The 23,215-nt window shown below is 68.3% G+C and carries 1 pseudogene; it reads right to left on the reverse strand.

Features of this window, described 5'->3' with window-relative positions:
- Positions 1-208: 208 nt before the first annotated feature.
- A pseudogene (locus MYSTI_RS40725) lies at positions 209-23,131 on the reverse strand (non-ribosomal peptide synthase/polyketide synthase); the annotation flags it as partial.
- Between the last annotated feature and the right edge of the window lie 84 nt (positions 23,132-23,215).

The raw sequence follows: 23,215 nt of genomic DNA on the forward strand, positions 1-23,215 counted from the left end.
CTCTCAAGAGGCTTGGTTGCGCAGCGGGTCGCGACCCATGACGCAACGAAGGATCAGAGCTTACGATCTGGGGTGAACAGTAACCCCACCTCGGCGGGCCGACGAGCGGCACTCCTGCCCCGTCCGGGAACTGTCCGATGACTGACAGTCCGGACTGGAATGGCGAAGGAGCGCGTCCCTTGAAACGGGGCGCGCTCCCTTCAGCTCATCAGGCCGCGTCCCGTTTGAGCGATTCCAGGAGCCTTGCGAACAGCTCGGCCAGGGTCGTGACGTGGGGCGCGCGCAACATCGTGTAGTGGTTGCCGGGCGCCTCGTGCACCGTGGGCGCGGATGCGAGCCACGCGCTCCAGCCAAGGTCGTCCGCCACCTTCACCCCGCTGAGTGATGTGGCGGCCTTGATGAGCACGGTGGAGCCTTCATACGACGCCCCCGTGGGCACGTAGGTGAGCTGCGCCGCGGTCAGTCTCTGGTGGAGGGCGAAGAGGCGCTCGGCGGTGTCGACGTCCATGTCGAGCCCCATCGAGGCGTCGCGTGCCTGCTCCAGCAGATAGGCCAGCCGCTCTCTTCCCGCGAGCCGCCTCAGGCGCTCCGGGTCCAGCGGCAAGCTCTGCCACGGCAACCCCAACGTGTGGCTGAACGAGACGAGCTGCGACAGCTCATCCGGCATGGGACGAGGCTCCGGCCGAGGCGCATGGCTGTCGACCATCACCAACATCTCCACCTGCTCACCCTGGCTCTGGAGTCGACGCGCCATCTCGTACGCGACGAGCCCGCCGAACGACCAACCCGCGAGCAGGTAGGGCCCGTGCGGCTGCACGACGCGAAGCTGTGACAGGTAGTCCCGAGCGAGAATCTCGACCGAGGCCGGAGGCAGCTCGCCGCCGTCGAGCCCACTGGCGGAGAAGCCGTGGATGGGCCGGCTCGGCGCGAGGTGCCGCACGAGCTCCGTGTACCCCAGTGCGCTTCCTCCACCTCCGTGGACGATGAACAGCGGACGCTCATTCGACGAACCCGAGTCGAGCCGCACGAGGTTCGGCAACGCCCGCGTGCTGCCCTGGTGCTGCTCCAGGATGGCGGCCAGCCGCTCGATGCTCGACCCCTGGAAGAGCGCCGCGACGGGGAGCGACACCCTGGTCCGCTCGCGAATCTTCGCCATCAACTTGATGGCCAGCAGGGAGTGACCACCCAGCTCGAAGAAGTCGTCCGTGATGCCCACCTTCGGGACTCGCAGGACGTCTGCCCACGCGGTCGCGAGCACTTCCTCGGTCGGAGTGCGCGGCGCCACCTGGGACGCGGCGGATGCGTGGAGCACCGCCTCGGGAGGAGGAAGGGCCTTGCGGTCGATCTTGGCGTTCGACGTCAGGGGCAGTGCGTCGAGGCGGAGGAGCGACGAGGGGACCATGAACTCGGGCAGACGCGACTTGAGGAAGGCGCGGAGCGAGACAGAGTCCAGGTCGTCAGCCACGAAGTATCCGACGAGGCGCTTGTCACCGGGAGCATCCTCGCGAGCGAGAGCGACGGCCTCGCGGACGGAGGGGTGTGCGAGGAGCGCGGCCTCGACTTCGGAAAGCTCGATGCGGAAGCCCCGGACTTTGACCTGGGCGTCGGAGCGGCCGATGAAGTCGAGAACCCCATCGGGACTCCAGCGGACGAGGTCTCCGGAGCGATAGAGGCGCGCCCCGGGAGAAGCAGAGAACGGGTCCGGAACGAAGCGCTCCGCGGTGAGCGCAGGTTGCCCGAGGTAGCCCCGTGCGAGTCCCTCGCCGCCGATGAAGAGCTCACCGGTGACGCCGACGGGAACGGGCTGGAGAGACGCGTCGAGGACGAGGAGCCGCGTGCCATTGGTGGGCCGCCCGATGGGGATGCACGTGCCGACGTCGTCCGCACGCGCCAGGGAGAAGGCCGTGGCGAGGACGGTGATTTCGGTGGGGCCGTAGCAGTTGGTGACCGGAAGTCCCCAAGACGTCAGCGCCTCACGGACGTGGAGCGGCGAGACGACATCGCCACCGGTGAGCACGCGCTGGAGAGACGGAGGAGCGGGGAGTCGGGACTCGACGAGCTGGGAGAACAGACCGCTGGTGGCCCAGAGGGTGGTGACGGCGTGACGAGAGATGGCGCCGAAGAGGTCCTCGAGCGACGGGGCCAGCGGCGGCAGGACGACCAGTCGCGCACCGTGGAGCAGCGCACCCCAGACCTCGAAGACCGTTGCATCGAAGGAGATGGGGGCGAGGAGGAGGTGAGTCTGCTCGTGGTTGAAGGTGGTGTAGTCGACCCCGAGGAGCGTGTGGACCACGCCGCGATGGGTGCAGGCGACGCCCTTGGGCTTGCCCGTGGAGCCCGAGGTGAAGACGACGTAGGCGAGAGAGTCGGGAAGCGCTGAAGGTGGGAGCGCATGAGCGGGGCGCTCGGAGAGGGCGACGTCGTCGAGGAGGACGAGCGTCAGGCCCTCGGAAGGGAGCTTCGAGAGGAGCGCTCGCGAAGTGAGGAGGATGGAGGGGCGAGCGTCCTCGACCATGGAGGCGAGCCGCTCGGGAGGGTACTGGGTGTCGAGCGGGACGTAGGCCGCGCCAGCCTTGAGGACGGCGAGCAGGGCGACGATGAGGTCGGGTGAGCGCTCCAGGGAGACGGCGACGCGAGTGTCCGTGGAGACGCCGAGAGAACGCAGGTGCCAGGCGAGCTGGTTGGAGCGCGTGTCGACCTGGCGATAGGAGAGAGACTCCTCGCCGAAGAGGAGCGCGGTGGCATCCGGAGAACGAGCCACGACGCGCGCGAAGGCCTCGGGCATCGTGTCGTCGGTGGAGACGCGGGCGGGAGCCTGCGCCCAGTCGACGAGGACTTCGCGCCGCTCCATCTCGGTGAGCAGCGAGTGCTCGGCGATGGGGACTTCGGGGCGTGAGGTGATGGCCTCGACGAGAACCTCGAAGTGGCGGGCCATTCGCTCGATGGTGGCCTGCTCGAAGAGGTCCGTGTTGTAGCCCAGGGATCCGGAGATGCCGTCCGGCGTCTCCGTGAGGTTCAGCGTGAGCTCGAACTTCGCGGTGGCCACCACGCCCCCCACTCCGACAGGGCTCAGCGTGAGGTCTGTCTTCTGGATGGCGGACTCCGGCGTGTTCTGGAGCGCGAAGATCACCTGGAACAGGGGGCTTCGGCTCAGGTCACGCGCCGGATGCAGCTCCTCGACGAGCCGCTCGAACGGGATGTCCTGATGTGCATAGGCATTGAGCGCGAATTCCTTCACCTGTCGCAGCAACCCGAGGAACGACTCGTGCGGCGCGATGCGCGCGCGGAAGACGAGGGTGTTGACGAAGAAGCCGATGAGGCTCTCGAGCTCCGCGCGGTGCCGGCCCGCGATGGGCGAACCCACGACGATATCGTCCTGCCCGGAATGCCGGGCCAGCAAGAGCTGCCACGTGGCGAGCAGCGCCATGAAGGGCGTGGCGCCTTCACTCCGGCAAAGTGCCTTGAGCCTCTTCGCGACGGGGCCGCTGATGGAGACCGAGGTCGAGGCCCCGTTGAACGTCTGGACGGGCGGCCGAGGCTTGTCGATGGGCAACGCCAGATTCGGCGCTGAAGCGAGCTGGTTCCGCCAGTAGGCGAGCTGCGAGTCGAGGACCTCCCCCTGGAGCCAATCGCGCTGCCAGGCCGAGTAATCCGCGTACTGGATGGCGAGGGGCGCGAGAGGCGACGGCTTCTCCTTGGAGAAGGCGTCGTAGAGCGCCGCGACCTCTCGGATGAGCACTCCCATGGACCAGCCGTCCGAGACGATGTGGTGCATGTTGAGCGCGAGCACGTGCTCAGTGTCGCTCAGCTCCAGCAGCATCGTGCGGATGAGTGGCCCCGTGGAGAGGTTGAACGGGCGCTGATACTCCTCCCGCAACAGGCGCTGGACCTCCGAATGTGACGCCTCCTCGTCGATGCCGCGGAGGTTCACACGCGTCACCGGAAGCTGACCCTCGGGAGCGATCTGCTGGAAGGGTTGGCCGTCCAGCTCGATGAAGGTCGTCCGGAGCGACTCGTGCCGGCGGACGAGCTCATCGAAGCCGCGTTGGAGTGCCGCGATGTCGAGAGACCCATCGAGCCTCACGAACGTGGGCATGTTGTACGTCGCGCTCCCCGGGAGCAGTTGGTCGAGGAACCAGAGGCGCTGCTGAGCGAAGGAGAGAGGCAGAGGCCCGGTGCGAGGGACGGGGACGAGCGGCGGGCGCTGGAGCTCGAGGCTGGTGTTTCCCTGCGCCTGGATGCGAGCCGCGAGCGCCGCGACGGTGGGCGCCTCGAAGAGGACGCGCAGAGGCAGCTCGACACCGAGAGCCTTGCGGATGCGAGAGACGACCTGGGTGGCGAGGAGGGAGTGGCCACCGAGGGAGAAGAAGTCGTCTGAGACGCTGACGGAGTCGAGGTGGAGGACGTCGGCCCAGATGGAGGCGAGGAGAGCCTCGGTGGGGTTGCGAGGGGCAAGGAAGGAGTCGGAGGGGGCGGAGTCCGGGGGAGGGAGAGCGGCCCTGTCGAGCTTGCCGTGGGCGTTGATGGGGAGGGAGTCCAAGGCCACGAAGGCCGAGGGCACCATGTAGTCGGGCAGAGAGGTGAGGAGGGAGGAGCGAAGCGCCGAGACGTCGAGAGAGGAAGGAGTGACGTAGGCGACGAGGCGCTTGAGGCCCGGGACGTCCTCACGGAGGAGGACGGCGGCGTGGTGGACGGAGGGGAGGGCTTCGAGAGCGGCCTCGATTTCACCGAGCTCGATTCGGAAGCCGCGGAGCTTCACCTGGAAGTCGATGCGGCCGAGGTACTCGAGGTGGCCGTTGGGGAGCCAGCGAGCCTTGTCGCCGGTGCGGTAGAGGCGAGCGCCGGGAGAAGAGGAGAAGGGGTTGGGGACGAAGCGCTCAGCGGTGAGGTCGGGGCGGTGGAGGTAGCCACGAGCGAGGCCGAGTCCGCCGATGAAGAGCTCACCCGGGACACCGACGGGAGAGGGCAGGAGAGAAGAGTCGAGGATGAAGGTGGAGACGTTGGGGAGGGGAGGGCCGAGGACGGGGCGAGAAGAGGCGCGGAGGGAGAGTGCGGTGGCGTCGACGGTGCACTCGGTGGGGCCGTAGACGTTGAAGGGGTGGAGGTTGGGGGAGGAGGAGAGGGAGGCCCAGAGGGAGTCGTCGATGGACTCACCGCCGATGAGGAGGCGGAGGGGGCGATGGAAGGAGGAGAGGCCCTCGTCGAGGAGGAGACGGAGGTGGGAGGGGGCACAGTCGAAGACGTCGACGGAGTGCCTGGAGAGCCAGGAGAGGAGGAGGGGGACGTCCTCGCGAGCGGCCTGGGGGACGAAGCAGAGAGCGTGTCCTTGGGAGAGGAAGACGAGCTGCTTGACGGAGGCGTCGAAGGAGAGAGGGGCGTTGAGGGAGAAGCGGAGAGGCCGCGTGACGTCGGAGAAGACGGAAGAGGAGAGGGCGTGGAGGAGATTCACCACGGAGGAGTGGTGGATGACGACGCCCTTGGGCCTGCCGGTGGAGCCGGAGGTGTAGATGACGTAGGCGGGGTGAGAGGGGAGGGTGAGGTGAGAAGGGTTTGAAGTGGGGAGAGCGTCGAGAGCGGCGAGGAAAGCCTTGTCGTCGAGGCAGAGGGGAGAGGAGGAGGAGGAGAGTCTGGGGAGGAGATGAGACTGGGTGAGGACGAAGGGGGCGCGGGAGTCCTCGAGCATGAAGGAGAGGCGCTCGAGGGGGTAGGAGGCGTCGAGAGGGACGTAGGCGGCGCCAGCCTTGAGGATGGAGAGAAGGGCGACGAGGGCGGAAGTGGAGCGTTCGAGGCAGAAGGCGACGCGAGACTCAGGGCCGACGCCACGAGCACGCAGGAAGTGAGCGAGCTGGTTTGAGCGTTGGTTGAGAGCGGAGAAGGAGAGGGAGGAGTCGTCGTCGAGGACGGCGAGGGCGTCGGGAGTGAGAGCGGCCTGGGCCTCGAAGAGCTGGTGGAAGGCGCCGCGCCAGGGGACTTCGGAGAGGGTGCTGTTCCAGTCGGAGAGGACCTGACGGCGCTCCTGTGCGGACAGCATGGGCAGCTCGCCGACGCGTGAGTCGGGCGAGGAGATAGCGGCCGCGAGGAAGGTGTGGAGGTGCTCGGCCCAGCGCTGGATGGTGGAGTCCTCGAAGAGGTCCACGCGGTAGCTGAGGCTGCCAGCGAGTCCGTCAGGAGTTTCAGAGAGGGTGAGGGTGAGGTCGAACTTGGTGGACTGGTGAGCCTGGGTGAAGGACTCGAGGCGCAAGGGGGAGCTGTCTGCAGAAGGTCCCGAGACGGTGCGATGGGCGACCGGGAGGTTCTGGAGGGAGAGCATGACCTGGAAGAGAGGAGTGTGGCTGAGGCTGCGCTGAGGCTTGAGCTCCTCGACGAGCTTCTCGAAGGGGACGTCCTGGTGCTCGTAGGCGGCGAGAGTGGTGGCGCGGACCTGTGCGAGCAGCGCCCTGAAGCTCAGCGAGGGATTGACGTGAGTGCGGAGGACGAGGGTGTTGACGAAGAAGCCGATGAGGCCCTCGGTTTCAGCGCGAGTGCGTCCGGCGATGGGGGAGCCGACGGAGACATCGTCCTGGCCTGAGTAGCGAGCGAGGAGGACCTGCCAGGCGGCGAGGAGGGCCATGAAGGGAGTGGCGCCCTCCTTGCGGCACAGCGCGGAGAGGCGCTCGGTCAGCTCACGCGACAGGCGCACCGGCTGGCTGCCGCCGCGAGAACTCCGCACAGGGGGACGTGTCCTGTCCGTCGGGAGCTCGAGCAGGGGAGGGAGTCCACCGAGCTGCTTCCTCCAGTAGCTCAGTTGTCCTTCCATCACGTCGCCCTTCAACCAGGAGCGCTGCCACGCCGCGAAGTCGGCGTACTGGATGGAGAGTGGCGCCAGTCGCGGCGTCTCCCCAGTCGCGAAGGCTTCGTAGAAGGACGCGAGCTCCTGGATGAGGATGCCCATGGACCAACCATCGGAGATGGCGTGGTGCATGGTGACCATCAGGACATGGTCCTCGGCTGAGAGCCGCGCGAGCGTCGCTCTGAGAACAGGGCCGCGCGCGAGGTCGAACGGACGCTGCGCCTCCTCGGTCGCGAGCTGCTGTGCACGCTGCTCGCGGTCCTCCTCCGGCAGCATTCCCAGTTCCACGATGGGCAAGGAGAACGGCCCGACCGGATGGATGACCTGGACGGGTTCCCCCTCACGGGAGAGGAACGTGGTGCGCAGGGACTCGTGGCGCTCGACGAGTGCGGTGAACGAGCGCTCCAGCGCGGAGACATCGAGCGTCCCATGCATCCGCAAGGCAGAGGGGATGTTGTAGGCGGCGCTTCCGGGCTCGAGCTGATCCACCAGCCAGAGGCGCTGCTGCGCGAAGGAGAGCGGCAATGCGTCAGCCCGAGGCATGGGCACGAGTGCCGGGGCCTGGACCGAGGACTCGCCTCTCGCGGTGGCGATGCGAACGGCGAGGGCCGCGATGGATGAGGCCTCGAAGAGGGCTCGCAGGGGCAGCTCGACGTCGAACGCCTTCCGGACGCGAGAGACGACCTGTGTGGCCAACAACGAGTGACCGCCCAGGGCGAAGAAGTCCTCCGAGACACTCACGCGGTCGAGGCGAAGGACATCCGCCCAGATTGACGCGAGCAGTTCCTCGGTGGGCGTGCGCGGCGCGACGTAGTTGGCGCTGGGCGCGGAGAGGACAGCCTCGGGAGGAGGCAGGGCCTTGCGGTCGATCTTGGCGTTCGACGTCAGGGGCAGTGCGTCGAGTCGGAGGAGCGACGAGGGGACCATGAACTCGGGCAGACGCGACTTGAGGAAGGCGCGGAGCGAGACAGGGTCGAGGTCGTCAGCGACGAAGTATCCGACGAGGCGCTTGTCGCCAGGCACGTCCTCGCGAGCGAGAGCGACGGCCTCGCGCACGGAGGGGTGTGCGAGGAGCGCGGCCTCGACTTCGGGAAGCTCGATGCGGAAGCCTCGGACTTTGACCTGGGCGTCGGAGCGGCCGATGAAGTCGAGAACCCCGTCAGGACGCCAGCGGACGAGGTCACCGGAACGATAGAGGCGAGCCCCAGGAGAAGCAGAGAACGGGTCCGGAACGAAACGCTCGGCGGTGAGGCCCGGCTGTCCGAGGTAGCCGCGCGCGACACCTTCGCCGCCGATGAAGAGCTCACCGGTGACGCCAACGGGAACGGGCTGGAGGGACGCGTCGAGGACGAGAAGGCGTGTGCCGTTGGTGGGCCGCCCGATGGGAACGGAGGAGGGGACGTCCTCCGCTCGCTGCATGGGGAAGGAGGAGGCGAAGACGGTGGTCTCGGTGGGGCCGTAGAAGCTGGTGACGGGAACGCCCCAAGACGTCAGCGCCGTACGAACGTGGAGAGGCGAGACGACATCGCCGCCAGTGAGCACGCGCTGGAGGGAAGGAGGCGCGGGAAGGCGAGACTCGACGAGCTGGGAGAAGAGACCACTTGTGGCCCACAGGGTGGTGACCGAGTGGCGGGAGATGGAGCCGAAGAGGTCCTCGAGAGAGGGCGACTGAGGCTGCAGGACGAGGAGCCGCGCGCCGTGGAGCAGCGCGCCCCAGACCTCGAAGACCGTGGCGTCGAACGAGATGGGGGCGAGGAGGAGATGCGTCTGCGCGGGACCCAGGTGGGTGTAGTCGACGCCGAGGAGGGTGCGGACCACGCCGCGATGCGTGCAGGCGACACCCTTGGGCTTGCCGGTCGAGCCTGACGTGAAGACGACATAGGCCAGGGAGTCGGGGAGCGCGGAGGAGGGAGGTGCGTGAGCGGGGCGCTCGGTGAGAGAGAGTTCGTCGAGGAGGACGAGCGTCAGTCCTTCGGCGGGGAGCTTCGGGAGAAGCGCGCGGGTGGTGATGAGGACGGATGGTCGAGCGTCCTCAACCATGGAGGCGAGGCGCTCGGGCGGGTACTGGGTGTCGAGTGGAACGTAGGCGGCGCCGGCCTTGAGGACTGCGAGAAGGGCGACGATGAGGTTGGGAGAGCGTTCCAGGGAGACTGCGACGCGAGCGTCCGTGGAGATGCCGAGAGAGCGCAGGTGCCAGGCGAGCTGGTTGGAGCGCGTGTCGAGCTGGCGGTAGGAGAGGGCTTCGTCGCCGAAGAGGAGCGCGGTGGAGTCCGGAGAACGCGCCACGACGCGAGCGAAGGCATCGGGAAGGGTGTCGTCGGTGGAGACGCGGGTCGGAACCTGGGCCCAGTCGACGAGGAGCTTCTGCCGCTCGGAGGAATCGAGGAGGGAGAGCGACGCGAGCGGTGCATCAGGCTGGGAGACGATGGCCTCGACGAGGAGCTCGAAGTGACGGGCCATGCGCTCGATGGTCGCGTGCTCGAACAGGTCCGTGTTGAAGCGCAGTCCTCCGAAGAATCCATCAGAGGCTTCGACGAGGCCGAGCTGGAGCTCGAACTTGGCGATGCTCTCGGAGACCTCGACGGGGCTCAGGGTGAGGCTCGTCTTCTGGATGGAAGAGGCCGGCGTGTTCTGGAGGACGAAGAGGACCTGGAAGAGAGGGCTGCGACTCATGTCGCGAGTGGGCTGCAGCTCTTCGACGAGGCGCTCGAAGGGGATGTCCTGGTGCGCGTAGGCGCCGAGGGCGGCCTCCTTCACCTGACGGAGGAGGTGGAGGAAGGAGAGGCGGGGAGCCAGGCGAGCACGGAAGACGAGGGTGTTGACGAAGAAGCCGATGAGGCCCTCGAGCTCGGAGCGGTGGCGACCGGCGATGGGAGAGCCGACGGTGATGTCGTCCTGGCCGGAGTGCCTGGAGAGCAGAAGCTGCCAGGCGGCGAGCAAGGCCATGAAGGGGGTTGCGCCCTCCTGCTGGCACAGCCGCTTGAGCTTCTCCGCGGTGGCGAGGGAGAGCGCGACAGGCACCTGAGCACCCGCGAAGGTCTGCGTCGCGGGACGAGGCTTGTGGAGCGGAAGCTCCAGGGCGGTGAGGTCCGCGAGCTGGTGCTTCCAGTAGGAGAGCTGACGCTCCAGCTCCGCGCCCTGGAGCCAGTTGCGCTGCCAGACGGAGTAGTCGGCGTACTGGATGGAGAGCGGAGCGAGCGGGGACGGCTTGTCGTTGGAGAAGGCGTCGTAGAGGGCTGCGACCTCCTGGACGAGGACCCCCATGGACCACCCGTCGGAGACGATGTGGTGCATGTTGAGGGCGAGGATGTGCTCGGTGTCGCCCAGCTCCAGGAGGAGCGCGCGGATGAGCGGGCCCGTGGAGAGGTTGAACGGGCGACGGTACTCCTCGCTCAAGCGACGGGAGATGTCCGCCTGACGGGCATCGGAGGCGAGGGCACGGAGGTCGACACGCGAGACGGGAAGCTCGGCGTGTGCGGAGATGAGCTGCCAGGGCTTGCCGTCGCGTTCGGCGAAGGTGGTGCGGAGGGCTTCGTGGCGGCGGACGAGCTCCTCGAAGCTGCGCAGGAGCGCGGCGATATCGAGAGGCCCGTCGAGGCGCACGAAGGTGGGCATGTTGTACGCCGAGCTGCCCGGGTCGAGCTGGTCGATGAACCAGAGGCGCTGCTGCGCGAAGGACAAGGGCAGCAGGTCCGTGCGTGGCACCGGGACGATGGCGGGAGCCTGGGGCCCACGCGCATCCTTTCGAGCCGCATCGATGCGCGCGACCAGGGCCGCGACGGAAGGCGCTTCGAAGAGAACCCGAAGCGGGAGCTCGACGCCGAAGGACGAGCGGATGCGGGAGATGACCTGGGTGGCGAGGAGGGAGTGTCCACCGAGGGAGAAGAAGTTGTCGGTGGCGCCCACGCGCGGGACGCGGAGGACAGTGGAGAAGATGGCCGCGAGCTTCTCCTCGTCGGGAGTGCGAGGCGCGACGAAGGACGCGTCCGGGATGAGCGATGCGTCGGGCGCGGGAAGCAGCTTGCGCGCGAGCTTCCCGCTGGGCGTCAGGGGGAGTGCCTCCAAGGAGACGAAGGCGGAGGGCACCATGTACTCGGGGAGGCGCTGGAGGAGGAAGGCACGCAGCGCTTCGGAGTCGATGGTGATGCCCGGCGCCGGGACGGCGTAGGCGATGAGGCGCTTGTCGCCGGGGACATCCTCGCGGACGACCGCGGCGGCGTCGCGGAGGCCAGGGGCGGCGCGCAGGACGGACTCGACTTCACCCAGCTCGATGCGGAAGCCACGGACCTTCACTTGGAAGTCGAGGCGGCCGAGGAACTCGAGCGTGCCGTCAGGGAGCCAGCGCGCGGAGTCTCCGGTGCGGTAGAGGCGGTCCCCGGGGAGCGACGAGAAGGGATTCGGGACGAAGGCGAGCGCGGTGACGTCGGGCCGGGCGAGGTAGCCGTGCGCCAGGTGCGTGCCTCCGACGAAGAGCTCACCCGAGACGCCTATGGGAACCGGCTGCCCGAGGCGGTCGAGGACGTAGAGCTGCGTATGGCCGACGGGCCCACCGATGGAGGGGAGTCGAGGCCACGAGGCAGGTGGTCCTGGGAGCCGGAAGGCGGAGACGACGTGCGCCTCGGAGGGACCGTACTGGTTCTCGAGGACGCTGCCGGGGAGCTTCTCGAAGAAGGAGGAGAGGGTCGCGTTGACCTGGAGCTGCTCACCCGCGGTGACGACTTCGCGCAGTGCCGCCGGAAGCGTGGCGCCGTGAGAGACGGAGTCCGCGATGGCCTGGAGGGCGACGAAGGGGAGGAAGAGGCGCTCGACCTGCTGGCGATGCATGAAGTCGAGCAGCGCGGGGATGTCCTGGCGCAGCGCACCTGTCGGGATGACGAGCGTGCCTCCCATCCACCAGGTGCAGAACATCTCCTGGCAGGACACGTCGAAGTTCAACGAGGCGAACTGGAGGGTGGATGCGCGCGGGTTGGGCGACTGACGCACCTGCCACGCGAAGAAGAAGCTCAACGCGCGGTGGGGCATGACGATGCCCTTGGGCCTGCCGGTGGAGCCGGAGGTGTAGATGACGTAGGCGATGTCCTCGACGGACACGGAGATGCCAGGCGAGGAGTCGGGCCGCCGGGAGATCGCCTCCGCTTCGGAGTCGAGGTGCAGGACTCGGGCGGCGGAGTCGGAAGGCAGGACTGACGCGAGCGCGGAGTCGGAGAGCACCAGCGGCGCGCGGGTGTCCGCGAGCATGAAGGCAAGGCGCTCGGCGGGATAGCTGGGGTCGAGCGCGACGTAGTAGGCGCCGGCCTTGAGGGTGGCGAGGACGGCGACAGCCATGTCGAGCGACTTGGGGAGGCAGATGCCGACAGCGCTGCCAGGCGTCACGCCCAGGGCGAGGAGGTGGTGCGCGAGCTGGTTGGCGCGTGCCTCGAGTGCCGCGTAGGTGAGCGTGCGAGCTCCATCGGAGACGGCGATGGCGTCGGGCGTGAGCCGGGCCTGGGCCTCGACGGGGGCATGGAGTGTCGTGGCGACGACCGGCTCGCGCGAGGTGTCATTCCAGGCGAGGAGGTACTGATCGCGCTCCTGGGCGTCGAGGAGCGGGAGGCTCCAGATGGACTGGCTGGGGTCCTCGACGGCGGACCCGAGCAGTTGGAGGAAGTGCCTGCTCAGGCGCTTCGCGGTCTCCTCGTTGAAGAGGTCCGTGTTGAACTCGAGGATGCCGCCGATGTCTTCACCGTGGTCCGCGAGCAACAGGGAGAGCTCGAACTTGGCGCTGCCGTAGGAGACGCTCACGGGGCTCAGCGCGAGTCCTGGGCCCTCGCCCCGCGCCGGCGCGGCTGCTCGGCGGGGCGTGTTCTGGAGGGCGAGCATCACCTGGAAGAGCGGAGAGCGGCTCAGGTCGCGCTCGGGCTTGAGCTCATCGACGAGCTTCTCGAACGGGACGTCCTGATGCGCGTAGGCGCCGAGCGTCGTCTCCTTCACCTGCGCCAGCAGCTCACGGAAGGACATCGTGTCCGTCAGCCGTGCGCGCAGGGCGATGGTGTTGGCGAAGAACCCGACGATGCCCTCGAGCTCGGTCTGTTGTCGGTTCGCGATGGGAGAGCCGACGACGATGTCATCCTGACCGGAGTAGCGCGCGAGCAGGACCTGGAACGCGGACAGCAACGCCATGAACGGCGTGACACCTTCGCGCTTGCACAGCGCGCGCAGGGGCCCCGTCAGGCGGGAGTCGAAGTGCACTGGAATCGCCGCGCCGACGTGGGTCTGCACGGGAGGCCGGGCCCGGTCGGTCGGGAGCTCGAGCGCATGAGGGGCTCCGGCGAGCTGACCTCTCCACCAGGAGAGCTGCTGCTCCAGGGCCTCATCGCGCAGCCACCCGCGCTGCCACAGCGCGTAGTCCGCGTACTGGAACTCCAGGGGCTGGAGAGGGGAAGGGAGTCCTCGCGCGAAGGCCTCGTAGAGCGCGCCCACCTCGCGCATCAAGATGCCGTTGGACCAACCGTCCGAGACGATGTGGTGCACCGTGACGAGGAGCACGTGGCTCTGCTCGGACACGCGCAGCAGCGCCGCGCGCAGCAGCGGAGCCTGCGTCAAGTCGAAGGGCTTGCGTGATTCGGACGTCGAAAGCCGCGTGACTTCGCGCTCGAGTGCGTCGCCCGACAGGTGCTGCAAGTCCAAGAGGGGGACCGACAGCTCCGCCCGCGGATGAACCACCTGGACCGAGGTGCCGTCCTCCTGGACGTGGAAGGTCGTGCGCAGCGCTTCATGCCGCTGCACGAGCTCCTGAAGCGAGCGCACCAACGCCGCGGCGTCCAACACCCCTTCGAGCTGCATGCCGGAGGGGATGTTGTAGAAGGGGCTGTTCGGCTCCAGCCTGTCGAGGAACCAGAGGCGCTGCTGAGCGAAGGACAGCGGCAGCGGTCCGGTGCGCGGGGCGGCCACGAGCGGAGGCCGCGTGCTTTCGATTTCGGCACCCCGTGCTGCTTCGACCCTGACGGCCAGCTCGCGAATAGTCGGTGCCTCGATGAGCGCACGCAGCGGTAGCTCGACACCAAGGGCCTTGCGGATGCGAGAGACGACCTGGGTGGCGAGGAGGGAGTGGCCACCGAGAGAGAAGAAGTCGTCGGAGACGCTGACGGAGTCGAGGTGGAGGACGTCGGCCCAGACGGAGGCGAGGAGGGCCTCGGTGGGGTTGCGAGGGGCGAGGAAGGAGTCGGAGGGGGCGGAGTCCGGGGGAGGGAGAGCGGCCCTGTCGAGCTTGCCGTGAGCGTTGATGGGGAGGGAGTCCAAGGCCACGAAGGCCGAGGGCACCATGTAGTCAGGCAGAGAGGAGAGGAGGGAGGAGCGAAGCGCCGAGACGTCGAGGGAGGAAGGAGTGACGTAGGCGACGAGACGCTTGAGGCCCGGGACGTCCTCACGGAGGAGGACGGCGGCGTGGTGGACGGAGGGGAGTGCTTCGAGAGCGGCCTCGATTTCGCCGAGCTCGATTCGGAAGCCGCGGAGCTTCACCTGGAAGTCGATGCGGCCGAGGTACTCGAGGTGTCCGTTGGGGAGCCAGCGAGCCTTGTCGCCGGTGCGGTAGAGGCGAGCGCCAGGAGAAGAGGAGAAGGGATTGGGGACGAAGCGCTCAGCGGTGAGGTCGGGGCGGTGGAGGTAGCCGCGAGCGAGGCCGAGTCCGCCGATGAAGAGCTCACCCGGGACACCGACGGGAGAGGGCAGGAGAGAAGAGTCGAGGATGAAGGTGGAGACGTTGGGGAGGGGAGGGCCGAGGACGGGGCGAGAAGAGGCGCGGAGGGAGAGTGCGGTGGCGTCGACGGTGCACTCGGTGGGGCCGTAGACGTTGAAGGGGTGGAGGTTGGGGGAGGAGGAGAGGGAGGCCCAGAGGGAGTCGTCGATGGACTCACCGCCGATGAGGAGGCGGAGGGGGCGAGTGGAAGGAGGAGAGGCCCGTCGTCGAGGAGGAGACGGAGGTGGGAGGGGAGAAGGTCCCGAGACGGTGCGATGGGCGACCGGGAGGTTCTGGAGGGAGAGCATGACCTGGAAGAGAGGAGTGTGGCTGAGGCTGCGCTGAGGCTTGAGCTCCTCGACGAGCTTCTCGAAGGGGACGTCCTGGTGCTCGTAGGCGGCGAGAGTGGTGGCGCGGACCTGTGCGAGCAGCGCCCTGAAGCTCAGCGAGGGATTGACGTGAGTGCGGAGGACGAGGGTGTTGACGAAGAAGCCGATGAGGCCCTCGGTTTCAGCGCGGGTGCGTCCGGCGATGGGGGAGCCGACGGAGACATCGTCCTGGCCTGAGTAGCGAGCGAGGAGGACCTGCCAGGCGGCGAGGAGGGCCATGAAGGGAGTGGCGCCCTCCTTGCGGCACAGCGCGGAGAGGCGCTCGGTCAGCTCACGCGACAGGCGCACCGGCTGGCTGCCGCCGCGAGGATTCCTCACGGGCGGGCGCGTCTTGTCGGTCGGGAGCTCGAGAAGGGGTGGAAGCCCACCGAGCTGCTTCCGCCAGTATCCAAGCTGCTGCTCCAGGACCTCGCCCTTCAACCAGGAGCGCTGCCACGCCGCGAAGTCGGCATATTGGATGGGGAGTGGCGCCAGCCCCGGCTCTCTGCTCGACGCGAAGGCTTCGTAGAAGGACGCGAGCTCCTGGATGAGGATGCCCATGGACCAACCATCGGAGATGGCGTGGTGCATGGTGACCATCAGGACATGGTCTCGAGGAGACAGCCTCAGGAGCGTTGCCCTGAGCAGAGGACCCCGCGCGAGGTCGAACGGACGCTGCGCCTCCTCGGTCGCGAGCTGTTGTGCGCGCTCCTCGGTGGACTGGTCGCCCAGCTCCACGATGGGCAAGGAGAACGGCCCGACGGGATGGATGACCTGGACGGGCTCGCCATCGCGGGAGAGGAACGTGGTGCGCAGGGACTCGTGGCGCTCGAGGAGCGCGGTGAACGAGCGCTCCAGCGCGGGGACATCGAGCGTCCCGTACATCCGCAAAGCGGAGGGGATGTTGTAGGCGGCGCTTCCAGGCTCGAGCTGATCCACCAGCCAGAGGCGCTGCTGCGCGAAGGAGAGAGGCAGCTCTCCTGAACGCGGCATGGGCACGAGCGCCGGGGCCTGGGACGAGGACTCTCCCCTCGCGGTGGCGATGCGAACGGCGAGAGCGCCGATGGACGAGGCCTCGAAGAGGGCTCGCAGGGGCAGCTCGACATCGAACGCCTTCCGGACGCGAGAGACGACCTGCGTGGCCAACAACGAGTGACCGCCCAGGGCGAAGAAGTCCTCCGAGACGCTCACGCGGTCGAGGCGAAGGACATCCGCCCAGATGGACGCGAGCAGTTCCTCGGTGGGCGTGCGCGGCGCGACGTAGCTGGCGCTGGGCGCGGAGAGGACCGCCTCGGGAGGAGGCAGGGCCTTGCGGTCGATCTTCTCGTTCGACGTGAGCGGGAACGCGTCGAGTCTGAGGAGCGACGAGGGGACCATGAACTCGGGCAGGCGCGACTTGAGGAAGGCGCGGAGCGAGACAGGGTCCAGGTCATCGGCGATGAAGTAGCCGACGAGGCGCTTGTCACCGGGCACGTCCTCACGAACCAGCGCGATGGCATCTCGGACGGAGGGATGCGCGAGGAGGGCGGTTGCGACCTCGGAAAGCTCGATGCGGAAGCCTCGGACTTTGACCTGGGCGTCGGAGCGGCCGAGGAAGTCGAGGGCTCCGTCGGGACGCCAGCGAACGAGGTCGCCGGAGCGATAGAGGCGCGCACCAGGCGCGGTGGAGAACGGATCCGGGACGAAGCGCTCGGCGGTGAGGCCCGGCTGCCCGAGGTATCCCCGCGCGAGTCCCTCGCCGCCGATGAAGAGCTCACCGGTGACGCCGATGGGAACGGGCTGGAGAGACGCGTCGAGGACGAGGACTCGGGTGCCGTTGGTGGGCCGTCCGATGGGGAACGACGTGCCAATCTCCTCAGCACGCGTGACCGTGAGGGTCGTGGTGAGGACGGTGGCCTCGGTGGGGCCGTACAGGTTGGTGATGGAGGTGCCCCACGTCGTCAAGGCCTGACGCGTATGGAGCGCGGAGACGACGTCGCCGCCAGAGTGGATGCGCCGCAGCGACGGGGGCGCGGGGAGGCGGGACTCGACGAGCTGGGAGAACAGACCGCTGGTGGCCCAGAGCGAGGTGACGCCGTAGCGAGAGACCGCGCCGAAGAGGTCCTCGGGGAAAGGTGTCGCGGGCGGGAGGAGGACGAGGCGCGCCCCGTGGAGCAGCGCTCCCCAGACTTCGAGCACGGAGGCGTCGAAGGAGATGGGGGCAAGGAGGAGGTGGGTCTGGTCGGGACCCAGGTGCATGTAGTCGATGCCCAGGAGGGTGTGGACCACACCGCGATGAGTGCAGGCGACACCCTTGGGCTTGCCGGTGGAGCCGGAAGTGAAGACGACGTAGGCGAGGGTATCGGGGAGCGCCGAGGACGGGAGCGCGTGCGCGGGGTGCTCGGAGAAGCTGAACTCGTCGAGGAGGACGGAGGTCATCCCCTCGGAGGGGAGCCTGGCGCGGAGCGCGCGGGTGGTGATGAGGACGGAGGGCCGAGCGTCCTCGACCATGGAGGCGAGCCGCTCGGGCGGATACTGGGTATCGAGCGGGACGTAGGCGCCGCCGGTCTTGAGGACGGCGAGCAGGGCGATGATGAGGTTGGCGGAGCGCTCGAAGGAGACGGCGACGCGAGAGTCGGTGGTGACGCCGAGCGAGCGCAGGTGCCAGGCGAGCTGGTTGGTGAGCGTGTCGAGCTGACGATACGTGAGGGACTCGTCGCCGAAGAGGAGCGCGGTGGAGTCCGGAGAACGCGCCACGATTCGCGCGAAGGCGGCCGGCATCGTGTCGTCGGTGGAGATGAGGGCCGGTGAATGCGCCCAGTCGACGAGGACTTCACGCCGCTCCTGCTCGGTGAGCATCGAGTGCTCGGCGATGGGGGCTTCGGGGCGTGAGGTGATGGCCTCGACGAGAACCTCGAAGTGCCGAGCCATGCGCTCGATGGCGGCGTGCTCGAAGAGGTCCGTGTTGTAGCTCACGATGCCGAAGAACCCATCGGAGGCTTCGACGAGGCCGAGCTGGAGCTCGAACTTGGCGATGCTCTCGGAGACCTCGACGGGGCTCAGGGTGAGGCTCGTCTTCTGGATGGAAGAGGCTGGCGTGTTCTGGAGGACGAAGAGGACCTGGAAGAGAGGGCTGCGACTCATGTCGCGAGTGGGCTGCAGCTCCTCGACGAGGCGCTCGAAGGGGATGTCCTGGTGCGCGTAGGCGCCGAGGGCGGCCTCCTTCACCTGACGGAGGAGGTGGAGGAAGGAGAGGCGGGGAGCCAGGCGAGCACGGAAGACGAGGGTGTTGACGAAGAAGCCGATGAGGCCCTCGAGCTCGGAGCGGTGGCGACCGGCGATGGGAGAGCCGACGGTGATGTCGTCCTGGCCGGAGTGCCTGGAGAGCAGAAGCTGCCAGGCGGCGAGCAAGGCCATGAAGGGGGTTGCGCCCTCCTGCTGGCACAGCCGCTTGAGCTTCTCCGCGGTGGCGAGGGAGAGCGCGACAGGCACCTGCGCGCCCGCGAAGGTCTGCATCGCGGGACGAGGCTTGTGGAGCGGAAGCTCCAGGGCGGTGAGGTCCGCGAGCTGGTGCTTCCAGTAGGAGAGCTGACGCTCCAGCTCCGCGCCCTGGAGCCAGTTGCGCTGCCAGACGGAGTAGTCGGCGTACTGGATGGAGAGCGGAGCGAGCGGGGACGGCTTGTCGTTGGAGAAGGCGTCGTAGAGGGCTGCGACCTCCTGGACGAGGACCCCCATGGACCACCCGTCGGAGACGATGTGGTGCATGTTGAGGGCGAGGATGTGCTCGGTGTCGCCCAGCTCCAGGAGGAGCGCGCGGATGAGCGGGCCCGTGGAGAGGTTGAACGGGCGACGGTACTCCTCGCTCAAGCGACGGGAGATGTCCGCCTGACGGGCGTCGGAGGCGAGGGCCCGGAGGTCGACACGCGAGACGGGAAGCTCGGCGTGTGCGGAGATGAGCTGCCAGGGCTTGCCGTCGCGTTCGGCGAAGGTGGTGCGGAGGGCTTCGTGGCGGCGGACGAGCTCCTCGAAGCTGCGCAGGAGCGCGGCGATATCGAGAGGCCCGTCGAGACGCACGAAGGTGGGCATGTTGTACGTCGAGCTGCCCGGGTCGAGCTGGTCGATGAACCAGAGGCGCTGCTGCGCGAAGGACAAGGGCAGCAGGTCCGTGCGCGGCACCGGGACGATGGGCGGCGGCTGTGCGCCTCGGCTCCCGGAAGCGGCGTCGCGGATGCGTGCGGTCAACGCACCCACGGACGGGGCCTCGAAGAGGGCGCGGAGCGGGAGCTCGACGCCGAAGGACGAGCGGATGCGGGAGATGACCTGGGTGGCGAGGAGGGAGTGCCCACCGAGGGAGAAGAAGTTGTCGGTGGCGCCCACGCGCTGGACGCGGAGGACGGTGGAGAAGATGGCCGCGAGCTTCTCTTCGTCGGGCGTGCGAGGCGCGACGAAGGACGCGGTGGGAACGAGCGATGCGTCGGGCGCGGGAAGCAGCTTGCGCGCGAGCTTCCCGCTGGGCGTCAGGGGGAGTGCCTCCAAGGAGATGAAGGCGGAGGGCACCATGTACTCGGGGAGGCGCTGGAGGAGGAACGAGCGCAGCGTCTCGGAGTCGGGTGCGGAGCCGGAAGCGGGGACGACGTAGGCGATGAGGCGCTTGTCGCCCGGGACGTCCTCGCGGACGACCGCGGCGGCATCGCGGAGTCCGGGGGCGGAACGCAGCGCGGACTCGACCTCACCCAGCTCGATGCGGAAGCCACGGACCTTCACCTGGAAGTCGAGGCGGCCGAGGAACTCGATGGTGCCGTCGGGGAGCCAGCGCGCGGAGTCGCCCGTGCGATAGAGGCGCGAGCCCGGGTGCGACGAGAAGGGATGGGGGACGAAGGCGAGTGCGGTGACGTCGGGGCGGCCGAGATAGCCGTGCGCCAGGTGCGTACCGCCGATGAAGAGCTCTCCCGCGACACCCGTGGGGACGGGCTGCCCGAGGCGGTCGAGGACGTAGAGCTGCGTATGGCTGACGGGCCCTCCGATGGAGGGGAGCCGAGGCCAGGACGCGGGAGGGCCTTGGAGCCGGAAGGCGGAGACGACGTGGGTCTCGGAGGGACCGTACTGGTTCTCCAGGACGCAGCCCGGGAGCTGCTCGAAGAAGGACACCAGCGCGGGAGAGACCTGGAGCTGCTCACCCGCGGTGACGACCTCGCGCAAGAACGTCGGAAGCGTGGCGCCGTGCGAGACGGAGTCGGCGATGGCCTGGAGGGCGACGAAGGGGAGGAAGAGGCGCTCCACCTTCTCGCGCTGCATGAAGTCGAGCAGCGCGGGGATGTCCTGCCGGAGCCCTTCCGTGGGGAGGACGAGCGTGCCGCCCGCCCACCAGGTGGAGAAGAGCTCCTGGCAGGAGACGTCGAAGCTCAGGGACGCGAACTGGAGGGTGGTGGCTCGCGGGTTGGGTGACTGTCTCAGCTGCCACGCGAACAGCAGGCTCAGCGCGCGATGCGAGAGGAGGACGCCCTTGGGCCTGCCAGTGGAGCCGGAGGTGTAGATGGCGTAGGCGACGGCCTCGGTGGAGACCGAGATGCCGGGCGCGGAGGTGGGGCGCTGGGAGACCTCGTCCCCCTGGGTGTCGAGGAAGAGGACTCGCGCCGAGATCTGGGTGGAGAGGGTGGAGTGCGAGAGGACGAGCGGCGCGCGGGTGTCCGCGAGCATGAAGGCGAGGCGCTCGGCGGGGTAGTTGGGGTCGAGCGCGACGTAGCAAGCGCCGGCCTTGAGCGTGGCGAGCACTGCGACGGCCATGTCGAGCGACTTGGGGAGGCAGATGCCGACGGCGCTGCCAGGCGTCACGCCCAGGGCGAGGAGGTGGTGCGCGAGCTGGTTGGCGCGTGCCTCGAGCGCTGCGTAGGTGAGCGTGCGCGTGCCGTCGGAGACGGCGATGGCGTCGGGCGTGAGGCGGGCCTGCGCCTCGACGGGGCCGTGGAGCGTGGTGGGGACCGCGGCCTCGCGCGAGGTGTCGTTCCAGGCGAGGAGGTGCTGGTCGCGCTCCTGGGCATCGAGGAGCGGAAGACTCCAGATGGACTGGCTGGGGTTCGCGATGGCGGACCGCAGCAGGTGCCGCAGATGCGCGCCCATGCGCTCGACGGTGCGCTTCTCGAAGAGGTCCGTGTTGAACTCGAGGATGCCCCCGATTTCGTCGCCCGTGTCACCGCAGAGCAGGGACAGGTCGAACTTGGACGTGCCGCTCTCGACGTGCATCGGCTGGAGCGCGCTCTGCTCCCCCGCGTCCTTCGCCTCCGCCGAGCGCTGCGTGTTCTGGAGGGAGAACATCACCTGGAAGAGCGGAGAGCGGCTCAGGTCGCGCTCGGGCTTCAGCTCGTCGACGAGCTTCTCGAACGGGACGTCCTGGTGCGCGTAGGCGCCGAGCGTCGACTCCTTCAACTGCGCCAGCAGCTCGCGGAAGGACATCGTCTCCGTCAGCCGCGCGCGCAGGACGAGCGTGTTGACGAAGAACCCGACGATGCTCTCAATCTCCGTGCGCTGCCGGTTGGCGATGGGAGAGCCGACGACGATGTCGTCCTGACCGGAGTAGCGCGCGAGCAACACCTGGAACGCGGCCAGCAACGCCATGAAGGGCGTGACGCCTTCGCGCAGGCACATGGCGCGAAGCTCGGCGGAGAGCTGGGGGCCGAACTCGACGGGCAGCGTGCCACCGTTGGAGGTCTGGACCGGCGGGCGCGGCTTGTCGGTGGGCAGCTCCAGGGCATGCGGCGCCCCGGTGAGTTGCTCTCGCCACCAGCCGACCTGCTCGGCGAGTGCTTCATCGCGCAGCCAGGAGCGTTGCCAGACCGCGTAGTCCCCATACTGGAGCTCCAGCGGGGCGAGCGGCGACGACAGCCCTTGCGCGAATGCGCCATAGAGCGCCGCGATCTCCTTCGAGATGATGCCGTTGGACCACCCGTCCGAGACGATGTGGTGCACGGTGAAGAGCAGGATGTGCCGCTGCTCGGAGAGTCGCAGCACCGAGGCGCGCAGCAGCGGAGCCTCGGACAGGTCGAAGGGGGTCTGGGCTTCGCGCTGGGCCGCCTTCAGGGCCGCTTCTTCTCGCGAGGCCTCGGGATGGGTGTCGAGCCTCACCACCGGGACGAAGAGGTCGGCGTGCGGATGAATGACCTGCACGGCCTCGCCATCGGCCTGCGTATGGAATGACGTCCTCAGGGCCTCGTGTCGCTGCACGAGCGCTTGAAGCGCGCGCTCCAGTGCGTCGAGGTCCACGTCCCCATGGAGCTGGATGGCCGAGTGGATGTTGTAGAACGCGCTGCCCGGCTGGAGCCTGTCGAGGAACCAGAGGCGCTGCTGAGCGAAGGAGAGAGGCAGAGGCCCGGTGCGAGGGACGGGGATGAGAGGCGGGCGCTGGAGCTCGAGGCTGGTGTTTCCCTGAGCCTGGATGCGAGCTGCGAGCGCCGCGACGGTGGGCGCCTCGAAGAGGACGCGCAGCGGCAGCTCGACACCGAGAGCCTTGCGGATGCGGGAGACGACCTGAGTGGCGAGGAGGGAGTGGCCACCGAGAGAGAAGAAGTCGTCGGAGACGCTGACGGAGTCGAGGTGGAGGACGTCGGCCCAGATGGAGGAGAGGAGAGCCTCGGTGGGGTTGCGAGGGGCGAGGAAGGAGTCGGAGGGAGCGGAGTCCGGGGGAGGGAGAGCGGCCCTGTCGAGCTTGCCGTGAGCGTTGATGGGGAGGGAGTCCAAGGCCACGAAGGCCGAGGGCACCATGTAGTCAGGCAGAGAGGTGAGGAGGGAGGAGCGGAGCGCCGAGACGTCGAGAGAGGAAGGAGTGACGTAGGCGACGAGACGCTTGAGGCCCGGGACGTCCTCACGGAGGAGGACGGCGGCGTGGTGGACGGAGGGGAGGGCTTCGAGAGCGGCCTCGATTTCACCGAGTTCGATTCGGAAGCCGCGGAGCTTCACCTGGAAGTCGATGCGGCCGAGGTACTCGAGGTGGCCGTTGGGGAGCCAGCGAGCCTTGTCGCCGGTGCGGTAGAGGCGAGCGCCGGGAGAAGAGGAGAAGGGGTTGGGGACGAAGCGCTCAGCGGTGAGGTCGGGGCGGTGGAGGTAGCCACGAGCGAGGCCGAGTCCGCCGATGAAGAGCTCACCCGGGACACCGACGGGAGAGGGCAGGAGAGAAGAGTCGAGGATGAAGGTGGAGACGTTGGGGAGGGGAGGGCCGAGGACAGGGCGAGAAGAGGCGCGGAGGGAGAGTGCGGTGGCGTCGACGGTGCACTCGGTGGGGCCGTAGACGTTGAAGGGGTGGAGGTTGGGGGAGGGAGGGGAGAGAGGCCCAGG

Source organism: Myxococcus stipitatus DSM 14675 (genome assembly GCF_000331735.1).
Taxonomy (GTDB): domain Bacteria; phylum Myxococcota; class Myxococcia; order Myxococcales; family Myxococcaceae; genus Myxococcus; species Myxococcus stipitatus.